21 protein-coding genes are annotated in these 17,005 nt (G+C 66.9%); 9 read left to right on the forward strand and 12 right to left on the reverse strand.

What is annotated here, in order from left to right; all coding sequences use genetic code 11:
- Positions 1–83: 83 nt before the first annotated feature.
- The 5 genes from metW to argB all read right to left on the reverse strand — a co-directional run bounded on the left by metW (position 84) and on the right by argB (position 4,775).
- Positions 84–695, reverse strand: a complete 612-nt coding sequence (metW, locus tag AC3FKG_RS09845; RefSeq protein ID WP_483710173.1) for a methionine biosynthesis protein MetW — start codon at positions 693–695, stop codon at positions 84–86.
- Positions 692–1,864, reverse strand: coding sequence for a homoserine O-succinyltransferase MetX (gene metX, locus AC3FKG_RS09850; RefSeq protein ID WP_488742955.1), 1,173 nt, complete (start codon positions 1,862–1,864; stop codon positions 692–694). The genes metW and metX overlap by 4 nt, the downstream gene beginning before the upstream one ends.
- 275 nt (positions 1,865–2,139) lie before the next feature.
- Positions 2,140–2,805, reverse strand: a complete 666-nt coding sequence (slmA, locus tag AC3FKG_RS09855) for a nucleoid occlusion factor SlmA (RefSeq protein WP_483710171.1) — start codon at positions 2,803–2,805, stop codon at positions 2,140–2,142.
- On the reverse strand, positions 2,802–3,767 hold the full coding sequence (locus tag AC3FKG_RS09860; protein ID WP_488742956.1) for a pyrimidine 5'-nucleotidase: 966 nt from the start codon (positions 3,765–3,767) through the stop codon (positions 2,802–2,804). The genes slmA and AC3FKG_RS09860 overlap by 4 nt, the downstream gene beginning before the upstream one ends.
- Positions 3,768–3,845: 78 nt before the next feature.
- Entirely contained in the window at positions 3,846–4,775 is a 930-nt protein-coding gene (argB, locus tag AC3FKG_RS09865) for an acetylglutamate kinase (RefSeq protein ID WP_483710169.1), read from the reverse strand.
- A 237-nt stretch (positions 4,776–5,012) separates the two neighbouring features.
- Between argB and AC3FKG_RS09870 the strand changes: the two genes are divergently transcribed.
- The 3 genes from AC3FKG_RS09870 to AC3FKG_RS09880 are packed head-to-tail and all read left to right on the forward strand — an operon-like array spanning position 5,013 to position 6,081.
- Positions 5,013–5,606, forward strand: a complete 594-nt coding sequence (locus tag AC3FKG_RS09870; protein WP_483710168.1) for a sigma-70 family RNA polymerase sigma factor — start codon at positions 5,013–5,015, stop codon at positions 5,604–5,606.
- Between the two features lie 29 nt (positions 5,607–5,635).
- Positions 5,636–5,866 carry a zf-HC2 domain-containing protein gene (locus AC3FKG_RS09875; protein WP_483710167.1) on the forward strand — a complete coding sequence of 77 codons (231 nt, stop codon included), beginning with the start codon at positions 5,636–5,638 and terminating at the stop codon, positions 5,864–5,866.
- Entirely contained in the window at positions 5,863–6,081 is a 219-nt protein-coding gene (locus AC3FKG_RS09880; RefSeq protein WP_483710166.1) for a cysteine-rich CWC family protein, read from the forward strand. The genes AC3FKG_RS09875 and AC3FKG_RS09880 overlap by 4 nt, the downstream gene beginning before the upstream one ends.
- Here the strand turns inward: AC3FKG_RS09880 and AC3FKG_RS09885 are convergent.
- Complete coding sequence (locus tag AC3FKG_RS09885) at positions 6,066–6,581, reverse strand: DMT family transporter (protein WP_483710165.1); 516 nt, start codon at positions 6,579–6,581, stop codon at positions 6,066–6,068. The genes AC3FKG_RS09880 and AC3FKG_RS09885 overlap by 16 nt on opposite strands.
- Before the next feature lie 94 nt (positions 6,582–6,675).
- Between AC3FKG_RS09885 and AC3FKG_RS09890 the strand changes: the two genes are divergently transcribed.
- The gene (locus tag AC3FKG_RS09890; RefSeq protein WP_483710164.1) at positions 6,676–7,611 is read left to right on the forward strand and encodes a LysR family transcriptional regulator; all 936 of its coding nucleotides are present in this window, start codon (positions 6,676–6,678) and stop codon (positions 7,609–7,611) included.
- On the opposite strand, the gene AC3FKG_RS09895 is transcribed toward AC3FKG_RS09890, so the two are convergent.
- Complete coding sequence (locus AC3FKG_RS09895; protein WP_488742957.1) at positions 7,575–7,754, reverse strand: hypothetical protein; 180 nt, start codon at positions 7,752–7,754, stop codon at positions 7,575–7,577. The two genes, AC3FKG_RS09890 and AC3FKG_RS09895, sit on opposite strands and share 37 nt — an antisense overlap.
- 24 nt (positions 7,755–7,778) lie before the next feature.
- Positions 7,779–8,255 carry a copper chaperone PCu(A)C gene (locus tag AC3FKG_RS09900; protein WP_483711582.1) on the reverse strand — a complete coding sequence of 159 codons (477 nt, stop codon included), beginning with the start codon at positions 8,253–8,255 and terminating at the stop codon, positions 7,779–7,781.
- A 173-nt stretch (positions 8,256–8,428) separates the two neighbouring features.
- Between AC3FKG_RS09900 and AC3FKG_RS09905 the strand changes: the two genes are divergently transcribed.
- Together AC3FKG_RS09905 and AC3FKG_RS09910 are read left to right on the forward strand one after the other, a co-directional pair.
- On the forward strand, positions 8,429–9,784 hold the full coding sequence (locus tag AC3FKG_RS09905) for an ATP-binding protein (RefSeq protein ID WP_488742958.1): 1,356 nt from the start codon (positions 8,429–8,431) through the stop codon (positions 9,782–9,784).
- Positions 9,781–10,392 carry a response regulator transcription factor gene (locus AC3FKG_RS09910; protein ID WP_488742959.1) on the forward strand — a complete coding sequence of 204 codons (612 nt, stop codon included), beginning with the start codon at positions 9,781–9,783 and terminating at the stop codon, positions 10,390–10,392. The genes AC3FKG_RS09905 and AC3FKG_RS09910 overlap by 4 nt, the downstream gene beginning before the upstream one ends.
- A gap of 35 nt (positions 10,393–10,427) precedes the next feature.
- Here AC3FKG_RS09910 and AC3FKG_RS09915 read toward each other — a convergent pair whose 3' ends face one another.
- Positions 10,428–10,721, reverse strand: a complete 294-nt coding sequence (locus tag AC3FKG_RS09915) for a hypothetical protein (protein ID WP_483711581.1) — start codon at positions 10,719–10,721, stop codon at positions 10,428–10,430.
- Between the two features lie 270 nt (positions 10,722–10,991).
- On the opposite strand from AC3FKG_RS09915, the gene AC3FKG_RS09920 reads away from it, so the two are divergent.
- Complete coding sequence (locus tag AC3FKG_RS09920) at positions 10,992–11,549, forward strand: YcnI family copper-binding membrane protein (protein ID WP_483710160.1); 558 nt, start codon at positions 10,992–10,994, stop codon at positions 11,547–11,549.
- 69 nt (positions 11,550–11,618) lie between these two features.
- Here AC3FKG_RS09920 and hslU read toward each other — a convergent pair whose 3' ends face one another.
- The 3 genes from hslU to AC3FKG_RS09935 all read right to left on the reverse strand — a co-directional run bounded on the left by hslU (position 11,619) and on the right by AC3FKG_RS09935 (position 14,767).
- Positions 11,619–12,950 (reverse strand): ATP-dependent protease ATPase subunit HslU, encoded by a 1,332-nt coding sequence (gene hslU / locus AC3FKG_RS09925; RefSeq protein WP_488742960.1) that lies wholly within the window; start codon positions 12,948–12,950, stop codon positions 11,619–11,621.
- A gap of 50 nt (positions 12,951–13,000) precedes the next feature.
- On the reverse strand, positions 13,001–13,537 hold the full coding sequence (gene hslV, locus AC3FKG_RS09930; protein ID WP_483710158.1) for an ATP-dependent protease subunit HslV: 537 nt from the start codon (positions 13,535–13,537) through the stop codon (positions 13,001–13,003).
- A gap of 243 nt (positions 13,538–13,780) precedes the next feature.
- The gene (locus tag AC3FKG_RS09935) at positions 13,781–14,767 is read right to left on the reverse strand and encodes a tripartite tricarboxylate transporter substrate-binding protein (RefSeq protein ID WP_488742961.1); all 987 of its coding nucleotides are present in this window, start codon (positions 14,765–14,767) and stop codon (positions 13,781–13,783) included.
- A gap of 319 nt (positions 14,768–15,086) precedes the next feature.
- On the opposite strand from AC3FKG_RS09935, the gene AC3FKG_RS09940 reads away from it, so the two are divergent.
- Both AC3FKG_RS09940 and AC3FKG_RS09945 read left to right on the forward strand, forming a co-directional pair.
- Positions 15,087–15,605, forward strand: coding sequence for a Fur family transcriptional regulator (locus AC3FKG_RS09940; protein ID WP_483710156.1), 519 nt, complete (start codon positions 15,087–15,089; stop codon positions 15,603–15,605).
- Positions 15,606–15,635: 30 nt separating this feature from the next.
- Positions 15,636–16,691, forward strand: coding sequence for a CobW family GTP-binding protein (locus AC3FKG_RS09945; RefSeq protein ID WP_483710155.1), 1,056 nt, complete (start codon positions 15,636–15,638; stop codon positions 16,689–16,691).
- Positions 16,692–17,005: the final 314 nt, after the last annotated feature.

Below are 17,005 nucleotides of genomic sequence, written 5' to 3' on the forward strand. Positions count from 1 at the left end.
AAAGCACGGTCGTTCGATACCTGCCTACATTAACCGTAGCCAGGATTCGCGTCAACGCCAATCGCCGTCCCGCAAATTCTCAGTCAAGCGGAGCAGACCCGGTACACCGCCAGGCTGCCGCGCCAGTTCTCGCCCCAGTTCACGGTGATGCCCTCATGCATGACCACGCGGTCAAGCACGCGCAGGCCCACCTTGGGCGCCAGCGCCTCGAAATCGCTAATGGTCAGCACGCGCACGTTCGGCGTGTTGTACCACTGGTACGGCAGCGATTCCGACACCGGCATGCGCCCGCGGAACACCGACAGGCGGTGCGGCCAGTAGCCGAAGTTCGGGAACGAGACAATGCACTCGCGCCCGACGCGCAGCGTGTCGCGCAGGACCTGTGCGGTGTTGTGGATAGTCTGCAGCGTCTGCGACAGGATCACCGTGTCGAAGCTCTTGTCCTCGAACAACGCCAGGCCGCCTTCCAGGTTTTGCTGGATGACATGGACGCCCTTCTGGGCGCAAGCCAGCACGCCTTCGTCGCGGATCTCGATGCCGTAGGCCTGCACTTCCAGTTCGTCCTGCAGGACGCGCAGCAGGCTGCCGTCGCCGCAGCCGAGGTCGAGCACGGTGGATTTGGGCTCGACCCAGCGGGCGATCGCGCGGAAATCGGGCCGCAGCGCCAGGATGTTCGGATTGGCGAGGGCGTTCATGCGCCGATCTCCTCTGCGATGCGCTCGTAGTAGGCGCGCATCAGGTTGTGGTAGCGCGGGTCGTCGAGCAGGAACGCGTCATGGCCGTGCGGCGCGTCGATCTCGGCGTACGAGACCGGGCGCTTGTTGTCGAGCAGCGCCTTGACCAGTTCGCGGCTGCGGTTCGGCGCGAAACGCCAGTCGGTGCTGAAGCTCGCCACGAGAAAGCTCGCCTGCGTCTGCGCCATGGCGCGCGTCAGGTCGCCGCCGTAGGCCAGCGCCGGATCGAAGTAGTCCAGCGCGCGCGTGATCAGCAGGTAAGTGTTGGCGTCGAAGTACTCGGCAAACTTGTCGCCCTGGTAGCGCAGGTAGCTCTCGACCTGGAATTCGACATCGAACGAGAAGCGGATGTCCTCGGACTTCAGCTCGCGGCCGAATTTCTCGGCCATGTCCTCGTCCGACAGGTAGGTGATATGGCCGATCATGCGAGCCACGCGCAGGCCGCGCTTGGGCTTCACGCCATGCGCGTAGTAGTTGCCGCCGTGGAAATCGGGGTCCGACAGGATCGAGCTGCGCGCCACCTCGTTGAACGCGATGTTCTGCGCCGACAGCTTGGGCGTGGACGCGACCACGATGCAGTGGCGCAGGCGCTGCGGATACATCAGGCTCCAGGCCACCGCCTGCATGCCGCCCAGGCTGCCCCCCATGACCGCGGCGAACTGCTCGATGCCGAACACATCGGCCACGCGCGCCTGCGCGTTGACCCAGTCCTCCACCGTCACCACCGGGAACATCGCGCCATAGGGCTCGCCCGTGGCCGGGTTGGTGCTCATCGGCCCCGTGGAACCGAAGCAGGAGCCCAGGTTGTTCACGCCGATGACGAAGAAGCGGTTGGTGTCCAGCGGCTTACCCGGCCCCACCATGTTGTCCCACCAGCCCACATCGCGCGGATTATCAGCGTAGACGCCGGCCACGTGATGCGACGCGTTGAGCGCGTGGCAGACCAGCACGGCATTGGAGCGGTCTGCGTTGAGCGTTCCGTAGGTCTCGACCATCAGGTCGTAGGCGGCGATGGACGAGCCGTTGCGCAGCTTCAGCGGCTCCTGGAAATGCATGCGCTGCGGCGTGACCACGCCGACGGAATCATTCGGCAGCGTGAGCGCGGCAGGCGGCAAGGCGACATCTGTCATGGAATCGGCCCGCGTCAAGCAGGCATAAAAAAACCCGACCGGCAGTGCGTATAAAGCGTCGCAGCCAAGTCGGGCATTCGCGGAGTTCCGCGTGCCGGCGTGATTCCCGAACCTGCCTTGGGGGCGCCGACCCAACTTCTTTAGCCGCATTTATATTCGCAGGCGGAGATCCCAGGTTTTCCAGGTCCATCCGGCTGCCGCGCGCCCGCAAGCCAGTCATCAAATCGGCGCGACCGGGCAATTATAGAGCAATTGGCCCAGGGTGATGCCGGGGGCTATCCCAGCAACACGCGCAGCTGCGCCTCCGCGCGCTCGCCCGGCGACTTGCGCAAGCCGCTCTTGGCATAGCGGTGCCACTGGCCCTGAACGTAGGCCATGACCAGCGCGGCGCGCAGCGCAACGTCGGCATCGGCCGGGAACGCGCCCTGCGTCACGGCGATCTTCAGGCACTGGCGCAGCGACGCCTCGATGCGGTCGACCATCTGGTTGATGCGCTCCTGCAGGCGCTCGTGCTCCCCCACGAGCGCCTCGCCCGTCAGCACGCGGGTCATGCCGGGGTTCTTCTCGGCGAACGACAGCAGCATGCGCACGATGGCCTGCACCTGGCGCAGGCCGTGCTCTTCGTTGGCCGTGATCTGGTTGATCAGGCCGAATACGGTCTGCTCGATGAAGGCGATCAGTCCTTCGAACATCTGCGCCTTGCTGGCGAAATGGCGGTACAGCGCCGCTTCCGACACGCTCAGGCGCCCCGCCAGCGCGGCGGTGGTGATTTTTTCCCCGCGCGGATGCTCCAGCATGGCCGCCAGCGTCTGCAGGATCTGGACGCGGCGCTCGCCCGGCCGCGGGCGCTTGCGCGCCGGCGGCGCGCTCTCGCTCGCCGGCGCGTCGTCCTGCCCTTCCGGCAGGACCGCCTCCGGCGGGGTTCCGTTGCTTTCCATCATGACCCGGTTCTCCGCATTCTTCGTTGTAGTTGATGCATGGATTGTACTTTTATGTCCACATAGGCCGGCCGGTTCGGCACGCGCGCCCGCACGCGCGGCGCGTCGGGCTGCGACTGCGGCGACAGCGCGGCGGCCCCGGCAGCGGGCGGCACCTGGGATTCGGCCGCGACCAGCGTCACCGAGCGCTCCTGCGCGGCATGGCTGGCGTGCTGGCGGTCTTCGGCCTCGAGCGTGGAGCGCACCGCGGCATCGCCGCGGCTGCCCGCCGCTTCCGGCGCGGCAACCACGTGCGGGCGCGACGGCGCGATCATGCGCAGGTAGCCCGTTACCCACGCCGTGCGGATACCCATGCCGGCGTAGCGCTTGAGGTGCGACAGCGTGTCTTCCACCAGTACCGCGCGGTGCGGCGCGATGCCGGTCTGCGCCAGCAGGCGGCGCAGCATGCGCCGGTCAGGCTTGGGGCGCAGGTGCCCGTGCACCCACATATGCTCGATCGCCACCACGCGCTCGAAGCAATGGCTGATGCCGGCAATATCGAGCACCGCGCGCGCATAGTCCTGCGGCGCGTTGGTGACGATGATCTTGCGCCCTGGCAGCCGTCGCAGATGCGCGGCCAGCCCGCGCCGCACGCGAACCATCCCGGCCAGTTCCGGGAACTCGTGCGCCGCGCGCAGGAAATCCGCCGGGTCCACGCCGTGGTGGCGGATCATGCCGAGCAGCGTCGCCCCATAGCGTTGCCAGTAGTCCACGCGCACGCGGCTCGCGGTAGCGTCGTCGCAGCCGAGCACGCGCGCGACATACGCTGTCATCAGCCGGTTGATCGCCGGGAAGATCGCGTGCGAGGCGTCGTGCAGCGTGTTGTCCAGGTCGAACAGCCACACCGTGTCGCCGGACTGGTCGCCGGCCGGCCGGCGGCGCAGGCGCACCGGCACGCGGCGCGAAGTGGAATGACTGTATGGCACGCCGGACTGTTGGAATTGCAAAGGAGGAAGGAGGCAGCGGGCAGCGCGCAGATGGGCGCGCCGCCCCGCGGATGCCGCTCAGTGCGAGCGGATCATCGTGCCGAACGCCTGTTCGGTCAGGATTTCCAGCAGCAGCGAATGCTCGATGCGGCCGTCGATGATGTGCACCGAATGCACGCCGCTCTTGGCGGCGTCGAGCGCCGACGAGATCTTGGGCAGCATGCCGCCCGAGATGGTGCCGTCGGCGAACAGCTCCTCGATCTCGCGCGCGGACAGGTCGGTCAGCAGGTTGCCCTTCTTGTCCATCACGCCGGGGATGTTGGTCATCATCACCAGCTTCTCGGCCTTGAGGATCTCGGCCATCTTGCCGGCCACCACGTCGGCGTTGATGTTGTAGGCCTGGCCGTCGTCGGAGAAGCCGATCGGCGAGATCACCGGAATGAAGGCGTCGTCCTGCAGCGCCTTGACCACGGCCGGGTTGATCGCCTCGATATCGCCGACGTAGCCGATGTCGATGAAGGCACCCGGGTTTTCGCGGTCCGGCATCTGCAGGCGCTTGGCGCGGATCAGGCCGCCGTCCTTGCCTGTCAGGCCCACGGCCTGGCCGCCATACTGGTTGATCAGCATCACGATGTCCTGCTGGACTTCGCCGCCGAGCACCCACTCGACCACTTCCATGGTCTCTTCGTCGGTGACGCGCATGCCCTGCACGAAGGTGCCCACCTTGCCGACCTTCTTGAGCGCCTCATCGATCTGCGGGCCGCCGCCGTGCACCACCACCGGATTCATGCCGACCAGCTTCAGCAGGATCACGTCGCGCGCGAAACCGTGCTTGAGCTTTTCCTCGGTCATGGCATTGCCGCCGTACTTGACCACGATGGTCTTGCCGTGAAACTTGCGGATATAGGGCAGCGCCTCGGCGAGAATCTCGGCTTTGAGGGCGGGGGCAATAGCGGCCACCGCAGTCGCGGCAGCTCCGGGGTGGTCGGCGTTCATGGCTTGGGACATCCGTGAGATTCAACAGGTATGATGGCAAATCGGCCGCAGACCTGGCGGGGAAACTCGCGGGGATCACCCGAAAGTGCACCATAGGGCCACGGCAGGCGCCGATTTTACAAGAATCCGCGAGGAGCGCGGGCAGCCGGCCCCAGAGGCCCGGCACAAGCCGTCCCGATGCGCCGCGTGGCGCACGACACGGCGCGCCGGCGTCATCTTTGCGCAACAGCGTCCGACCCCGCCGCCCCGATGCCTCACGACACCGCCGACCTGGAGTCCCTGCGCCCCCACTTGCTGCGCTTCGCCCGATTGCAATTGCGCGACGAAGCACTGGCCGAGGACGCGGTGTCCGACACCCTGCTGGCCGTGCTGGAACACCCGGAGCGCTTTACCGGCCAGTCGGCATTGAAGACCTACCTGATCGGCATCCTCAAGCACAAGATCATCGACCTGCTGCGCAGCGGACGGCGCGAGGTCCGCCTGGCCCTGGCCACGGACGACGACGGCGCGGCCCAGTCCGAGCAGGATGCCTTCGACGCGCTCTTCACCCGCAACGGCCACTACCAGGACATGCCGTCCGATTGGGGCAACCCCGATCGCACGCTGGAGCGGCGCGAGTTCTTCGAGGTGCTGCAGGCCTGCGTCGACCGCCTGCCGGCGAAGACGGCGCGCGTGTTCATGATGCGCGAGTGGCTGGAGCTGGAGACCGAAGAAATCTGTCAGGATCTGCAGCTCAGCGCGACCAATGTCTGGGTGATCCTGTACCGCGCCCGCATGCGCCTGCGCGAATGCCTGGAGCTGAACTGGTTCGGGCTGCCGCCCGGCGCCGGCAAGGCACGCTGACCCGCCCGCAAGGACCCCGACACGAATCCATGTCCGACTCGCCACGCCCTCACCGCCTGCTGCCCGACTGCGAGGAAGTCCACCACCTCACCATGAAGGCCATGGACCGCCCGCTCGGCTGGACCGAGCGCGTGCGCATGCGCGGCCATCTGCTGATCTGCGCGGCCTGCACGCGTTTCGACGCGCAGATGCGGCTGATGCGCTCGGCCATGCACCGCATGGGCCAGGATGGCGACGAACCGCCGCGGAGCCGGCCATGACCGATCCGTCCACTGTCCTTACGGGGCAGTTGCGCCCGGTCGAACACTGCAGCGAATGCGGCGCAGGCTTCGTATGCGGCCATGTGGCCGGCCTGCCCGGGTGCTGGTGCGCCAGCCAGCCGCTGCTGCCCGCGCGCAGGATCGTGCCGGACCAGCATTGTCTGTGCCCCGCTTGCCTGAAAAAGAGGCAGGAGCAACTTCAGGCGCCGGACTGAAGCGGCGGCGCGGCTTGGGGCCGTGCTTGCGCCGAACTCCACTGCATCACCACCATGCCGGCGACGATCAGCGCCGCGCCGGCGAGACGCCCCGGCGTCAGCGCGCGCACTGCGAAGCCAGCCAGCCCGAACTGATCGACCAGCAAGGCCGCTGCCACCTGGCCCGCGACGACCGCGGCGATAAAGCCGCCGGCGCCCAGGCGCGGCGCCATGAGCAGCGCCGCCGTGATATAGAACACGCCTAGCACACCTCCGATCCACATCCATGCCGGCTGGCGAGCCGCAACTGGAAGCGCTGGCAGCGGCACCTTCAGCAGCCACAGCAGCGGCACGATGGCGGCAAGGCTGACCAGCAGCGACGCCACGGTGGCCCATAGCGGATGCCCGAGCGCCCGGCCCAGCGTTGCATTGGCGCCGGCCTGGATCGGGATCGCGGCACCGGCCAGCATGGCGGTGGCAAATGGGAGAAGCAGGTTCGCGGGCAGCGTCGTGCCGGACATGGCGCACTCCGTAAGGCAATATTCGGTACCCGATAGTGTGAAATATCGCAGAATGAATTTCCAATTCTGCTTTCATACGTTTAACATTCGCGGAATGAATACCCTACGCGGAATCGACCTGAACCTGCTGGTGGTGCTGGAAGCACTGCTGGCCGAACGCCATATCTCGCGCGCAGCGCTGCGCCTGCACCTGAGCCAGCCCGCCGTCAGCCACGCACTGGGACGCCTGCGCCAGCTGCTCGACGACCCTATCCTGGTACGCGGCAAGGGCGGTCTGGTGCCGAGTGCCCGCGCCCATGAAATCTCCGGACCTCTGGCCGAAGCGCTGGCGCAGGTGCGCATCCTGCTCGGTCCGGGCGGCTTCCAGCCGTCAACGGCGCGCCGCAGCTTCCGCCTGGCCATGTCCGACTACGGCGCGCTGGTGGTGCTGCCGCGGCTGCTGCGCGCGGTGCGCAAGGCCGCGCCGAATATCGACCTGGTGGTAACCCAGGCCAGCCGCGAAGCCATGACGGCGCAAGTGGCCGATGGCGAGATCGACATGGCGCTGGGCGTCTTCTCCCATCAGCCTGAAGACGTGCATGCGGTCGCCCTGTTCGAGGAAAGCTACGCGTGTGCGGTCGACGCGGCCACGGTGCGCGATGCGGGCCGGCTGGATCAGGTTGCCTACCTCGCGCGTTCGCATGTGCTGGTCGCCACGCACAGCGAGCGGGTCGATGCCATCGACGCGGCCGTGGCAAAAATTGGCGGGCGCCGCAAGATCGCCTGCGTGGTGCCGCACTGGAGCGTGGCGCCGGCGCTGATCGCGGGGACCAACCTCGTCCTGACCACCGCACGCCGCAGCCTGGCCGCGCTGGAAGCGGACCCGCGCTACGCGGTCTTCGATCCGCCGTTCGCGCTCGAGAACTTCACCTTCAGCATGATCTGGCACGACCGCACGGACGCCGATCCGGGCCATACCTGGCTGCGCGAACGCGTGCAGGCCGCCGCGGCCGCTCAGGAATCGGACGAACCGATCAGCTTGCGCGGCTGACGCCGCACCGGCGTCTTGCCTGCCGCGTTGCCGGTCTGCGGCGGACCTGGCTTGCGGCCGGCGCGCTTGTCACGCGGCGGCGGCGAGCCCGTGCCGCCGCGGAACACCATCTTCTGCCGGGTGCCGAGCTGCTTGTTGGCCATGGCTGCCCCGCAGTCCAGTCAGATTCAGTGCTTGTGATCGCCGTGGCCAGCCGGGCTGGCGGCACTCGCGGTCATATCGCGCACTTCGGCGTTCACCTTTTGCTCGATGACCTTGCCGCCCTGCTCGATCTTGAGCGTGATGGGCACCGTGTCGCCTTTCTTGAGCTGGCCTTTCAGGTCCATCAGCATCACGTGGTAGCCGCCGGGCTTGAGTTCCACGTCCTGCATCTTCGGCAGGTCCAGCGACTGCAACTGGCGCATGCGCATGACGTTGCCTTCCATCTTCATCTCGTGCAGCTCGGCCACCGCGACCGGCGACGACACGCCGACCAGCTTTGCATTCTCATGTGCGTGCAGGACCATGAAGGCGCCCGACGCCGTTTGGGTCGGCACCGTGCCGCGCACCCAGGCGTTGCTGACATCGACCTGCGCCAGCGCGGCGCCCGAGGCCAGCATGGCGAACGAGGCGGCCAGCGTGGCCGCGTGGAATTTGGCTTGCACGAATTTGGCTTGCATACAGGGCTCCCCGAAAGCAGACATTAGACCACGCCACCGCAGGCTGGTGCCGGCGGCGCGGATAACCCGACAGTCTGGCAGCACCGCCCCCGCGCGACCAATGCGGCAAGGTGTCGCACTGGCCGGCGCCTGCGGGCCGCATTGATACACTCGCGTGCATGCATGCCGTCCCTGCCGTGACCCACCCGCCAGCCCTCACCGCCTCGCCGCCGCTTCCGGCCGGCCCGGCCGCGCGCCCGAGCCTGGTGAGCCTGCGCCGGCTGTTCTGGCTGCGCTGGGCGCTCCTGGCCGGGCAGGCACTGGGCATGATGTCGTGCGAGCCGATTATCGGCGTCGCGCTGCCGACCAGCCCCCTGCTGGTGGTCTTCGCCCTGCAGGCGCTGTTCAACGTGCTGACCGGCCTGCGCCTGCGGCTGCACACCCGCCACGGCTCGGCGCCCGGCGAAGCCGAGCTGATGGGCCAGTTCCTCGTCGACCTGACCGCACTGTCCGCGATCCTGTTCTATACGGGCGGCGCCACCAACCCCTTCGTCTCGTTCTACCTGCCGGGCCTGGCCATCGCCGCGGCCATCCTGCCGTGGCGGCAAGTGGTGGCGCTCGCCTGCTACGCGCTGGCCTGCTACACGGTGCTGCTGTTCGAGTACCTGCCGCTGGACCTGCACGATCCCGACAAGGCGGTGAACTACCACCTGGCCGGCATGTGGCTGAATTTCGTGGCCAGCGCGGTGATGATCGCCCTGTTCGTGGCACGGCTTTCCGGCGTGCTGCGACAGCGCGAGGCGCAACTGCATCTGGCCCGCGAACAGCTGCTGCGTGAAGCACGCGTGGAAGACCTCAATGCCCAGGCCGCGGCGGTCGCACATGAGATCGGCACGCCGCTGGCGACGCTGGCGGTCATCGCGGGCGAACTGCGCGGCGACGCCTCGGACCGCGCGCGCGGCGCCACGCCGGTGGCCGATTACCTGCCGGACCTGCTCACCGTGGAGCAGCAACTGGAACTGTGCCGCACGATCCTGGCGCGCCTGCGCGAAGATCCGGCCACGCTGGCGCCGCAGCGCATCGACGCATGGCTGGGCAGCTTCGCGGAGCGCTGGCAGCTGCGCCACCCCAATGCCACGCTGCAAGCCAGCGCCTCGCCTCAGGCTGGCGAACTCGCGATCGAGCCCGCCCGCGTGGGACAGATCCTGACCATCCTGCTCGACAACGCCGCGCGCAGCCAGCAATCGGCCGGGCGCGCGCAGATGCCGCTGCAGCTCGACATTGCGCTCGAGCATGGCGACCTGGCGTTTCGCGTGAGCGACCGCGGCGACGGCATTCCGCCCGCGCTGCACGCGCAGTTGGGCGAAGCGCCCGTCGCCAGCCCGCACGGCGGCCAGGGCATCGGCCTGTACCTGGCGCAAAGCGGCGCGCGGCAAATGGGCGGGGGGCTCGCGTGGCAGGACCGTCCCGGCGGCGGCACCGTCGCGGCGCTGCGCGTGCCGGCCTCTTCCACCCTTGCAGTGAATCCGTCATGACCGTTATCCACCATCCGGTTCCCGAGTCGATCGCGCCGGCAGGCTCGCCCTTCCTGGTCATCGACGACGATGCCGTGTTCTCCGGCACGCTGGCCCGCGCGCTGACACGCCGCGGCTACGCCGTGCAGGTCGCGCACAACACCAGCACCGCGCTTGCGCTGGCCGCGCGCACGGCGTTCGCCTACGTCACGCTGGACCTGCACCTGGGGCCGCCGCCCGAGGCGGGCAGCACGGCCGCGGCCGAATCGGGCCTGCAACTGGTGGGGCCGCTGCGCCAGGCGCTGCCGGACGCGCGCATCCTGATCCTGACCGGCTACGCGAGCATTGCCACGGCAGTCGCCGCGGTGAAGCAGGGGGCGGATGAATATCTGGCCAAACCCGCGAACGTGGATTCGATCCTTACCGCCCTGATGGCGGGCATCTCGGAAGATGCGGCGGAAGCCGCGCTGGAAGAGCCGGTGCCGCTGTCGGTGGCCAGGCTCGAATGGGAGCATATCCAGCGCGTCCTGAACGAACACGCCGGCAATATCTCGGCGACTGCGCGCGCGCTCAACATGCATCGGCGCACCTTGCAACGCAAGCTGGGCAAGCGCCCGGTGTCGCGCTGAGCCAAAGGCGATTCCGCTCAGCCCGCGGCGATCCTTTACAGGCGAAGCTGAACGTAGTCCCACTCGAGCGCGTCGCCCGCGCCATCGGGGCCATCGCCCTGCGCGACGACGCGCAAGGCATCACTCGCGTGGCGGTCCGCCAGCGTGAAAAGCTCTCCGGATTGCAGTGCCAGCGTGGCGGCGACCGCCGCGGCGCCCAGGTTGCCGTGATGGGGGGCATGCGCGGTGGCGTTCGCCGGACGCATGCACAGGAATGCAGTGGCCGCCGCCAGCGTGGCCAGCAGGCCGGCGGTCGCGATCATGACGCGGCTGAATTGTGTCTTCACCAGGTTTTCCTCCTGCCAGTAGGTAGTTTGCAATGCGGTGGCTCCCGCATCTGCCATGGGCTCAAGGTGCGCAAGCGTCTCATTGCGCGATGGGTGTGCGCCAGTGTGCTTACCAATGCTTACCAACCTTACCGACAGGTGGCACCCCGATACGCCCTGACATGAAGCCTTGTCCTAGGAGGGCGCAGCCAAGGTGCGGCACTAAGCCGCATCCGGCGCCAGCGCGCGCCGCAGCGTGCAACGCTAGACTAGCGGCCTGACAAGGAGCTCTTCATGCATTTCCCGCTTTCCCCGCGCCGGCAGGCACGCCAGTGGCTGCTGCCGGCGGCGCTGATGGCGCTGTCCGCCACCGCATCGGGCCACGTCGTCTTCGAGCAGAAACAGGCGGAAGCCGGCAGCTATTACAAGGGCGCGCTGATGGTCGGCCATGGCTGCAACGGCAGCGCCACGCGCGCCATCACCGTCACCATTCCCGAAGGCGTGCAGGGCGCGCATCCGCAGCCCAAGGCCGGCTGGCAACTCGAGGTCAAGCGCGCGCCGCTGGCCAGGCCGGTCCAGTCGCACGGCAAGCTGATGACCGAGGACGTGCGCACGCTGCGCTGGTTCGGCGGCACGCTGGCCGACGCGCATTTCGATGAATTCGTGATGCTGATGAAGCTGCCCGAGCAAGGCGGCAAGCTCTACTTCCCGGTGGTGCAGGAGTGCGAGAACGGCACGGCCGAATGGACACAGGTGCCGGCCGATGGGCAGACCACGCGCGACCTGAAATCGCCCGCCGCGGCACTGGAGGTGCTGGCGCCCGAGGGACACGCGCACGGGCATTCGCACTGATACGTTCGGCGCAGACGCAAAAAAGGGCGCACCAGGTGCGCCCTTCTTGTTGGCGATCCGCCGTCGCGCTTACAGCACGTAGCGCGACAGGTCTTCGTTCACCGCCAGATCGCCGAGCCGCTCGTTGACGTAGGCGGCATCGACCGTCACCGTCTCGCCCGACGACTTGGTCGCGTGGAACGACAGGTCTTCCAGCAGCCGCTCCATCACCGTGTACAGCCGGCGCGCGCCGATGTTCTCGACCTTCTCGTTGACCGAGAACGCGATCTCGGCCAGCCGGCGGATGCCGTCCGGCGCGAACTGCAGCTCGACCTCTTCGGTCTTCAGCAGCGCCTGGTACTGCTTGGTCAGGCTCGCGTCGGTCTGCGTCAGGATGGCCTCGAAGTCCTGCACGGACAGCGAGTCGAGCTCGACGCGGATCGGGAAGCGGCCCTGCAGTTCGGGAATCAGGTCGCTCGGCTTGGACAGGTGGAACGCACCCGAGGCGATAAACAGGATGTGGTCGGTCTTGATCATCCCGTACTTGGTGCTCACCGTGGTGCCTTCCACCAGCGGCAGCAGGTCGCGCTGCACGCCCTGGCGCGACACTTCGCCGCCGCCCATTTCGCTGCGGTTGGCGATCTTGTCGATCTCGTCCAGGAACACGATGCCGTTCTGCTCGACGTTGGCAATGGCCTTGTGCTTGAGCTCTTCGTCATTGACCAGCTTGGCGGCCTCTTCGTCGATCAGCAGCTTGAAGGCTTCCTTGACCTTCATCTTGCGGCGATGCTTCTTGCCCTGCCCCATGCCGGCGAACATCGAGCGGATCTGCTCGGTCATTTCCTCCATGCCCGGCGGCCCCATGATGTCCATGCTCGGCAGGCCGGCGGCGACTTCCAGCTCGATGTCCTTGTCGTCGAGCTGGCCTTCGCGCAGCTTCTTGCGGAATACCTGGCGCGTGTTGGAATCCTTCTCTTCGGGCTGCGAGAAGCCGATGTCGCGCGGCGGCGGCAGCAGCACGTCGAGCAGGCGGTCCTCGGCCGCTTCTTCGGCCTTGGTGCGCACCTTCTTCATCTCGGATTCGCGCGTCTGCTTGATCGCCATCTCGGCCAGGTCGCGCACGATGGTGTCCACGTCACGGCCGACGTAGCCGACTTCCGTGAACTTGGTCGCCTCGATCTTGATGAAGGGCGCATCCGCCAGCTTGGCCAGGCGGCGCGCGATCTCGGTCTTGCCGACGCCGGTCGGGCCGATCATCAAAATGTTCTTGGGCGTGATTTCCTGGCGCAGCGGATCGGCCACCTGCTGGCGGCGCCAGCGGTTGCGCAGCGCCACGGCCACGGCCTTCTTGGCCTTGTTCTGGCCGATGATGTGCTTGTCGAGTTCGGAAACGATTTCCGACGGGGTCATGGTATGCGACATGGTATCCGTTCAGTGGGGGCGTGCCGGCCCGTGCGCGGGCCGGGCGGCGCTTATTCCAGCGTTTCGATGACGAAGTTGGTGTTGGTGTAGATGCAGAGCTCGCCGGCGATGGTCAGCGCTTTCTCGACCACGTCCTTCGGCGCCAGCTCGGTGTTCTCCACCAGCGCCTTCGCGGCCGACTGCGCGTACGAGCCGCCCGAGCCAATCGCGGCGATGCCGCCCTCGGGGTCCAGCACGTCGCCGTTGCCGGTGATGACCAGCGTGGTGTCGCGGTCGGCTGTAATCAGCATGGCTTCCAGCCGGCGCAGCGCGCGGTCCGACCGCCAGTCCTTGGCGAGGTCGACCGCGGCGCGGGTCAGGTTGCCCTGGTACTTTTCCAGCTTGGCCTCGAAGCGGTCCAGCAGCGAAAACGCGTCGGCCGTGCTGCCGGCAAACCCAACCAGCACTTTGCCGTTGTAGATGCGGCGCACCTTGCGGGCGGTGCCCTTCATCACGATATTGCCGAGAGTGACCTGACCATCACCGCCGAGCGCGACCTGATTGCCGCGGCGGACGCTGACGATGGTAGTGCCGTGATACTGTTCCATGGTTGCTTCCGTGAATATGTCAGGACGGTAGGTGGCGACGCATCAGGCCGGTTTCAAGGGCCGCCCGGCGCTACGCCATCGGCAGGTGCGCAGTCGCATCCACGCAATCTGACAAATATAGGACGCCGCCGCGCCCGGTACGGTTCGGTCGCCCGCAAAACAAAAAGGCCATGCGCAGTCGCATGGCCTTTTTGCTGGTTCGAGGCAGGCAGCACCAACCGGCACCCCCGCCTCTCGCATCACTCAGTCGGCATAGACGCCGGCCTTCTTGATCACCGGGGTCCACTTGTTGATTTCCGCGCCCAGGTAGGTGCGCAGCGAATCCGGCGTGGCACGCTGTGCCGGCACCGCCTCGGCACCCAGCTCGGCCATCTTGGCGCGGAATACCGGGTCGGTCACGGACTTCTGCAGCGCGGCCGACAGCTTGTCGATCACCGGCTTCGGCGTGCCCTTGGGTGCGTACATGGCGTGCCAGACCTTGACTTCGACGCCCGGCATGCCCTGCTCCTGCGCGGTCGGCACGTCCTTGAACGCTTCCACGCGGCGCGCCTGCATGGCCGCGTACGGCTTGACCGAACCGGCCTTGAGGTGGCCAGCCAGGTTGGTGGTCTGGTCGCACAGCAGGTTGACCTGGCCGCCCAGGATATCGGTCAGCGCCGGTGCGGCACCCTTGTACGGCACCGTGGTCAACTCGGTCTGGATCGCGCTCTGGAACAGCAGGCCGCACAGGTGCGAGGCCGAACCGATGCCGGCATTGGCCAGCGACAGCTTGCTGGCATTGGCCTTGATGTACGGCAGCAGGTCCTTGAAGCTATTCGGCGGCAATTGCTTGTTGCCGACCATGATCATCGGCACGTCGGCAATCTCGCCCACCATCTCGAAGTCCTTGAGCGGATCGAAGCCCAGGTTGCGGTACAGCGCCGGGGCAGTGGCCATGCCGATATGGTGGATCAGCACCGTGTAGCCGTCGTTCTTGGACTGGGCCACCTTCTTGGCGCCGATGGTGCCGCCAGCACCGCCGAGGTTCTCGATCACAACGGTTGTGCCCAGGTGCTTGGACATGATCGCCGTCAGTTCGCGCGCGACCTTGTCGGTCGGACCGCCTGCCGAGAAGGGCACCACGGCCGAAATCGGCTTGCCGCCCGGATAGTCCTGAGCCTGCGCGCCGACAGATGCGCCCATCGCGCCCACTGCCGCGACTGCGGCGACCAATTTTGCAACTCGTTTCATAGTGCTCTCCAATTCTTTCCGTCTGCAAAGCGCCGCCGGTGCCGGATGCCGCGTGTCATGACGCGGTCCGTGCGCAATCAGGCGGGGTAGTCCCGTTGCGCGATCGACCATGGCTGTTGGCAGCGCGGCCCATTCGACTGTATGGCTTGTATGACGGCCGGGCCGGGCGTTGATGTTACCAACTGCAGACATTCAAACGGAATCAGGGCTAACCCGCTGCATCTTGATGCGACAGGCAGCGGGAATATACGGAGCCACTGCGGCCGGCCCACACGCAACTGAATTGCAACAGCGCGGGGCCTATGGTTAAATCTTCCGCATGACCCGTCTGATCCCGAGCCAGCCCGACACCCCACCCGCGCCGGCCGTTTTCGAAGCAGCCCAGGAACGCTTGCGCCGGCTAGGCGCCCGCGTGACGCAGCCGCGGCTGTGCATCCTTGCCTGCCTGATCGCCAGCGACGAGGCCCTGACGCACCAGGCCGTGATCGACCGCCTGCCCGGAGCGGGCGAGGCCATCGACCGCGTCACGGTGTATCGCGTGCTGGACTGGCTGGTGGAGCAAGGCGTGGCGCAGAAGCGCGCCGGCAACGACCGGGTGTTCCGCTTCAGCCTGATCGAGCACGAGGCCGCGCGCGCCGAGGTGCATCGCCAGCACAGCCACTTCCACTGCACGCGCTGCGACCGCACCTTCTGCCTCGACGACGCCAGCGTCCCGGCACAGCCCGCCCCCCCGCGCGTGCCCAGCGGCTTTGCCATCGAACATGTCGAACTGACCGTGAACGGCGTGTGCGCCGACTGCGGCGCGCGCATGCCGCGGCTGCCAGGCTGCCCGTCCTGAGACGCCCCCATTCCCCCGGAGAACCCACCCATGTCCAAACTGATCCCGGTCACGATCCTGACCGGCTTCCTCGGCAGCGGCAAAACCACCCTGCTCAAGCGCATCCTCACCGAGCAGCACGGCATGAAGATCGCCGTGATCGAGAACGAATTCGGCGAAGAAAACATCGACAACGAGATCCTGGTGCAGGACGGCCGCGAGCAGATCGTGCAGATGAGCAACGGCTGCATCTGCTGCACCATCCGGGGCGACCTGGTCCAGGCGCTGTCCGACCTGATGACCAAGCGCGACGCCGGCGAGTTCGACTTCGACCGCGTGGTCATCGAAACCACGGGCGTGGCCAATCCGGGCCCGGTGGCACAGACCTTCTTCATGGACGACGAGATCGCCTCGCGCTACCTGCTGGACGCGGTGATCACGCTGGTCGATGCCAAGCATGCTCACCTGCAGCTCGACAAGCAGGAAGAAGCCCAGCGCCAGGTCGGCTTTGCCGACGCCATCTTCATCACCAAGTCGGACCTGGTCAGCGAAGCCGAAGTGGCCGACCTGCGCCACCGCCTGCTGCACATGAATCCGCGCGCGCCGATCCGCCAGGCCAATTTCGGCGAAGCGCCGATCGACACCATCTTCGACCTGCGCGGCTTCAACCTGAACGCCAAGCTGGAGATCGACCCGGAATTCCTCAGCGCCGACGATCACGACCATGATCACAAGCACGAGCACGGCGAGCACTGCGGCACGGACTGTGGCCATGACCACAGCCACGACCACCACCACCATCACCACCACACCGACCACATCGCGTCGTTCGTCTTCCGCAGCGACAAGCCGTTCCACTATGGCAAGCTGGAGGAATTCCTGTCGGGCATCCTGGCCGTCTACGGTGAAAAACTCTTGCGCTACAAGGGCGTACTATATATGGAGGGTGTGGACCGGAAAGTCGTGTTCCAGGGTGTCCACCAGTTGATGGGCAGCGACGTCGGCGCCAAGTGGGAGGACGAGACTCCCGGCACCAAGATGGTGTTCATCGGCGTGGACCTGCCCCGGGACGCGATTCTGAAAGGCCTGGCCAACTGCCTGGCCTGAGTGCGGCAGCCGCCTCATGGCGGCCCCTCGCTACGTGTCGTCCCCGAGATCTCCCCCATTCGGGGTACCGGGGAAACACCGAAGTTATGGCAAGGCCTTTTCCGTATCTTGGAAAATTTTGTTCAAGTACAATAGGCCGGATTTGATACCGACGGCGCACCTTTTTCCCGCCGCCGGTGTTGCAGGGCGGCGGTTGTCGTCAGCACGAGGCAGGCCGCCGGCAGGTGCGGTCGCAGGGCTTCGTGCGGAGACCGCCCTCCGCTTGGGGATCCCGGCACGCGCCGTTCCATACCGACGCGAGAGAGAGGTGTCCC

Source organism: Cupriavidus sp. 22TCCZM04-2 (assembly GCF_057798895.1).

Bases quoted from the DNA above. Each gene is read 5' to 3' on its own strand.
- metW (WP_483710173.1), bottom strand. From the start codon at position 695: ATGAACGCCCTCGCCAATCCGAACATCCTGGCGCTGCGGCCCGATTTC.
- metX (WP_488742955.1), bottom strand. From the start codon at position 1,864: ATGACAGATGTCGCCTTGCCGCCTGCCGCGCTCACGCTGCCGAATGAT.
- slmA (WP_483710171.1), bottom strand. From the start codon at position 2,805: ATGATGGAAAGCAACGGAACCCCGCCGGAGGCGGTCCTGCCGGAAGGG.
- argB (WP_483710169.1), bottom strand. From the start codon at position 4,775: ATGTCCCAAGCCATGAACGCCGACCACCCCGGAGCTGCCGCGACTGCG.
- AC3FKG_RS09870 (WP_483710168.1), top strand. From the start codon at position 5,013: ATGCCTCACGACACCGCCGACCTGGAGTCCCTGCGCCCCCACTTGCTG.
- AC3FKG_RS09875 (WP_483710167.1), top strand. From the start codon at position 5,636: ATGTCCGACTCGCCACGCCCTCACCGCCTGCTGCCCGACTGCGAGGAA.
- AC3FKG_RS09880 (WP_483710166.1), top strand. From the start codon at position 5,863: ATGACCGATCCGTCCACTGTCCTTACGGGGCAGTTGCGCCCGGTCGAA.
- AC3FKG_RS09885 (WP_483710165.1), bottom strand. From the start codon at position 6,581: ATGTCCGGCACGACGCTGCCCGCGAACCTGCTTCTCCCATTTGCCACC.
- AC3FKG_RS09890 (WP_483710164.1), top strand. From the start codon at position 6,676: ATGAATACCCTACGCGGAATCGACCTGAACCTGCTGGTGGTGCTGGAA.
- AC3FKG_RS09895 (WP_488742957.1), bottom strand. From the start codon at position 7,754: ATGGCCAACAAGCAGCTCGGCACCCGGCAGAAGATGGTGTTCCGCGGC.
- AC3FKG_RS09905 (WP_488742958.1), top strand. From the start codon at position 8,429: ATGCATGCCGTCCCTGCCGTGACCCACCCGCCAGCCCTCACCGCCTCG.
- AC3FKG_RS09910 (WP_488742959.1), top strand. From the start codon at position 9,781: ATGACCGTTATCCACCATCCGGTTCCCGAGTCGATCGCGCCGGCAGGC.
- AC3FKG_RS09920 (WP_483710160.1), top strand. From the start codon at position 10,992: ATGCATTTCCCGCTTTCCCCGCGCCGGCAGGCACGCCAGTGGCTGCTG.
- hslU (WP_488742960.1), bottom strand. From the start codon at position 12,950: ATGTCGCATACCATGACCCCGTCGGAAATCGTTTCCGAACTCGACAAG.
- hslV (WP_483710158.1), bottom strand. From the start codon at position 13,537: ATGGAACAGTATCACGGCACTACCATCGTCAGCGTCCGCCGCGGCAAT.
- AC3FKG_RS09935 (WP_488742961.1), bottom strand. From the start codon at position 14,767: ATGAAACGAGTTGCAAAATTGGTCGCCGCAGTCGCGGCAGTGGGCGCG.
- AC3FKG_RS09940 (WP_483710156.1), top strand. From the start codon at position 15,087: ATGACCCGTCTGATCCCGAGCCAGCCCGACACCCCACCCGCGCCGGCC.
- AC3FKG_RS09945 (WP_483710155.1), top strand. From the start codon at position 15,636: ATGTCCAAACTGATCCCGGTCACGATCCTGACCGGCTTCCTCGGCAGC.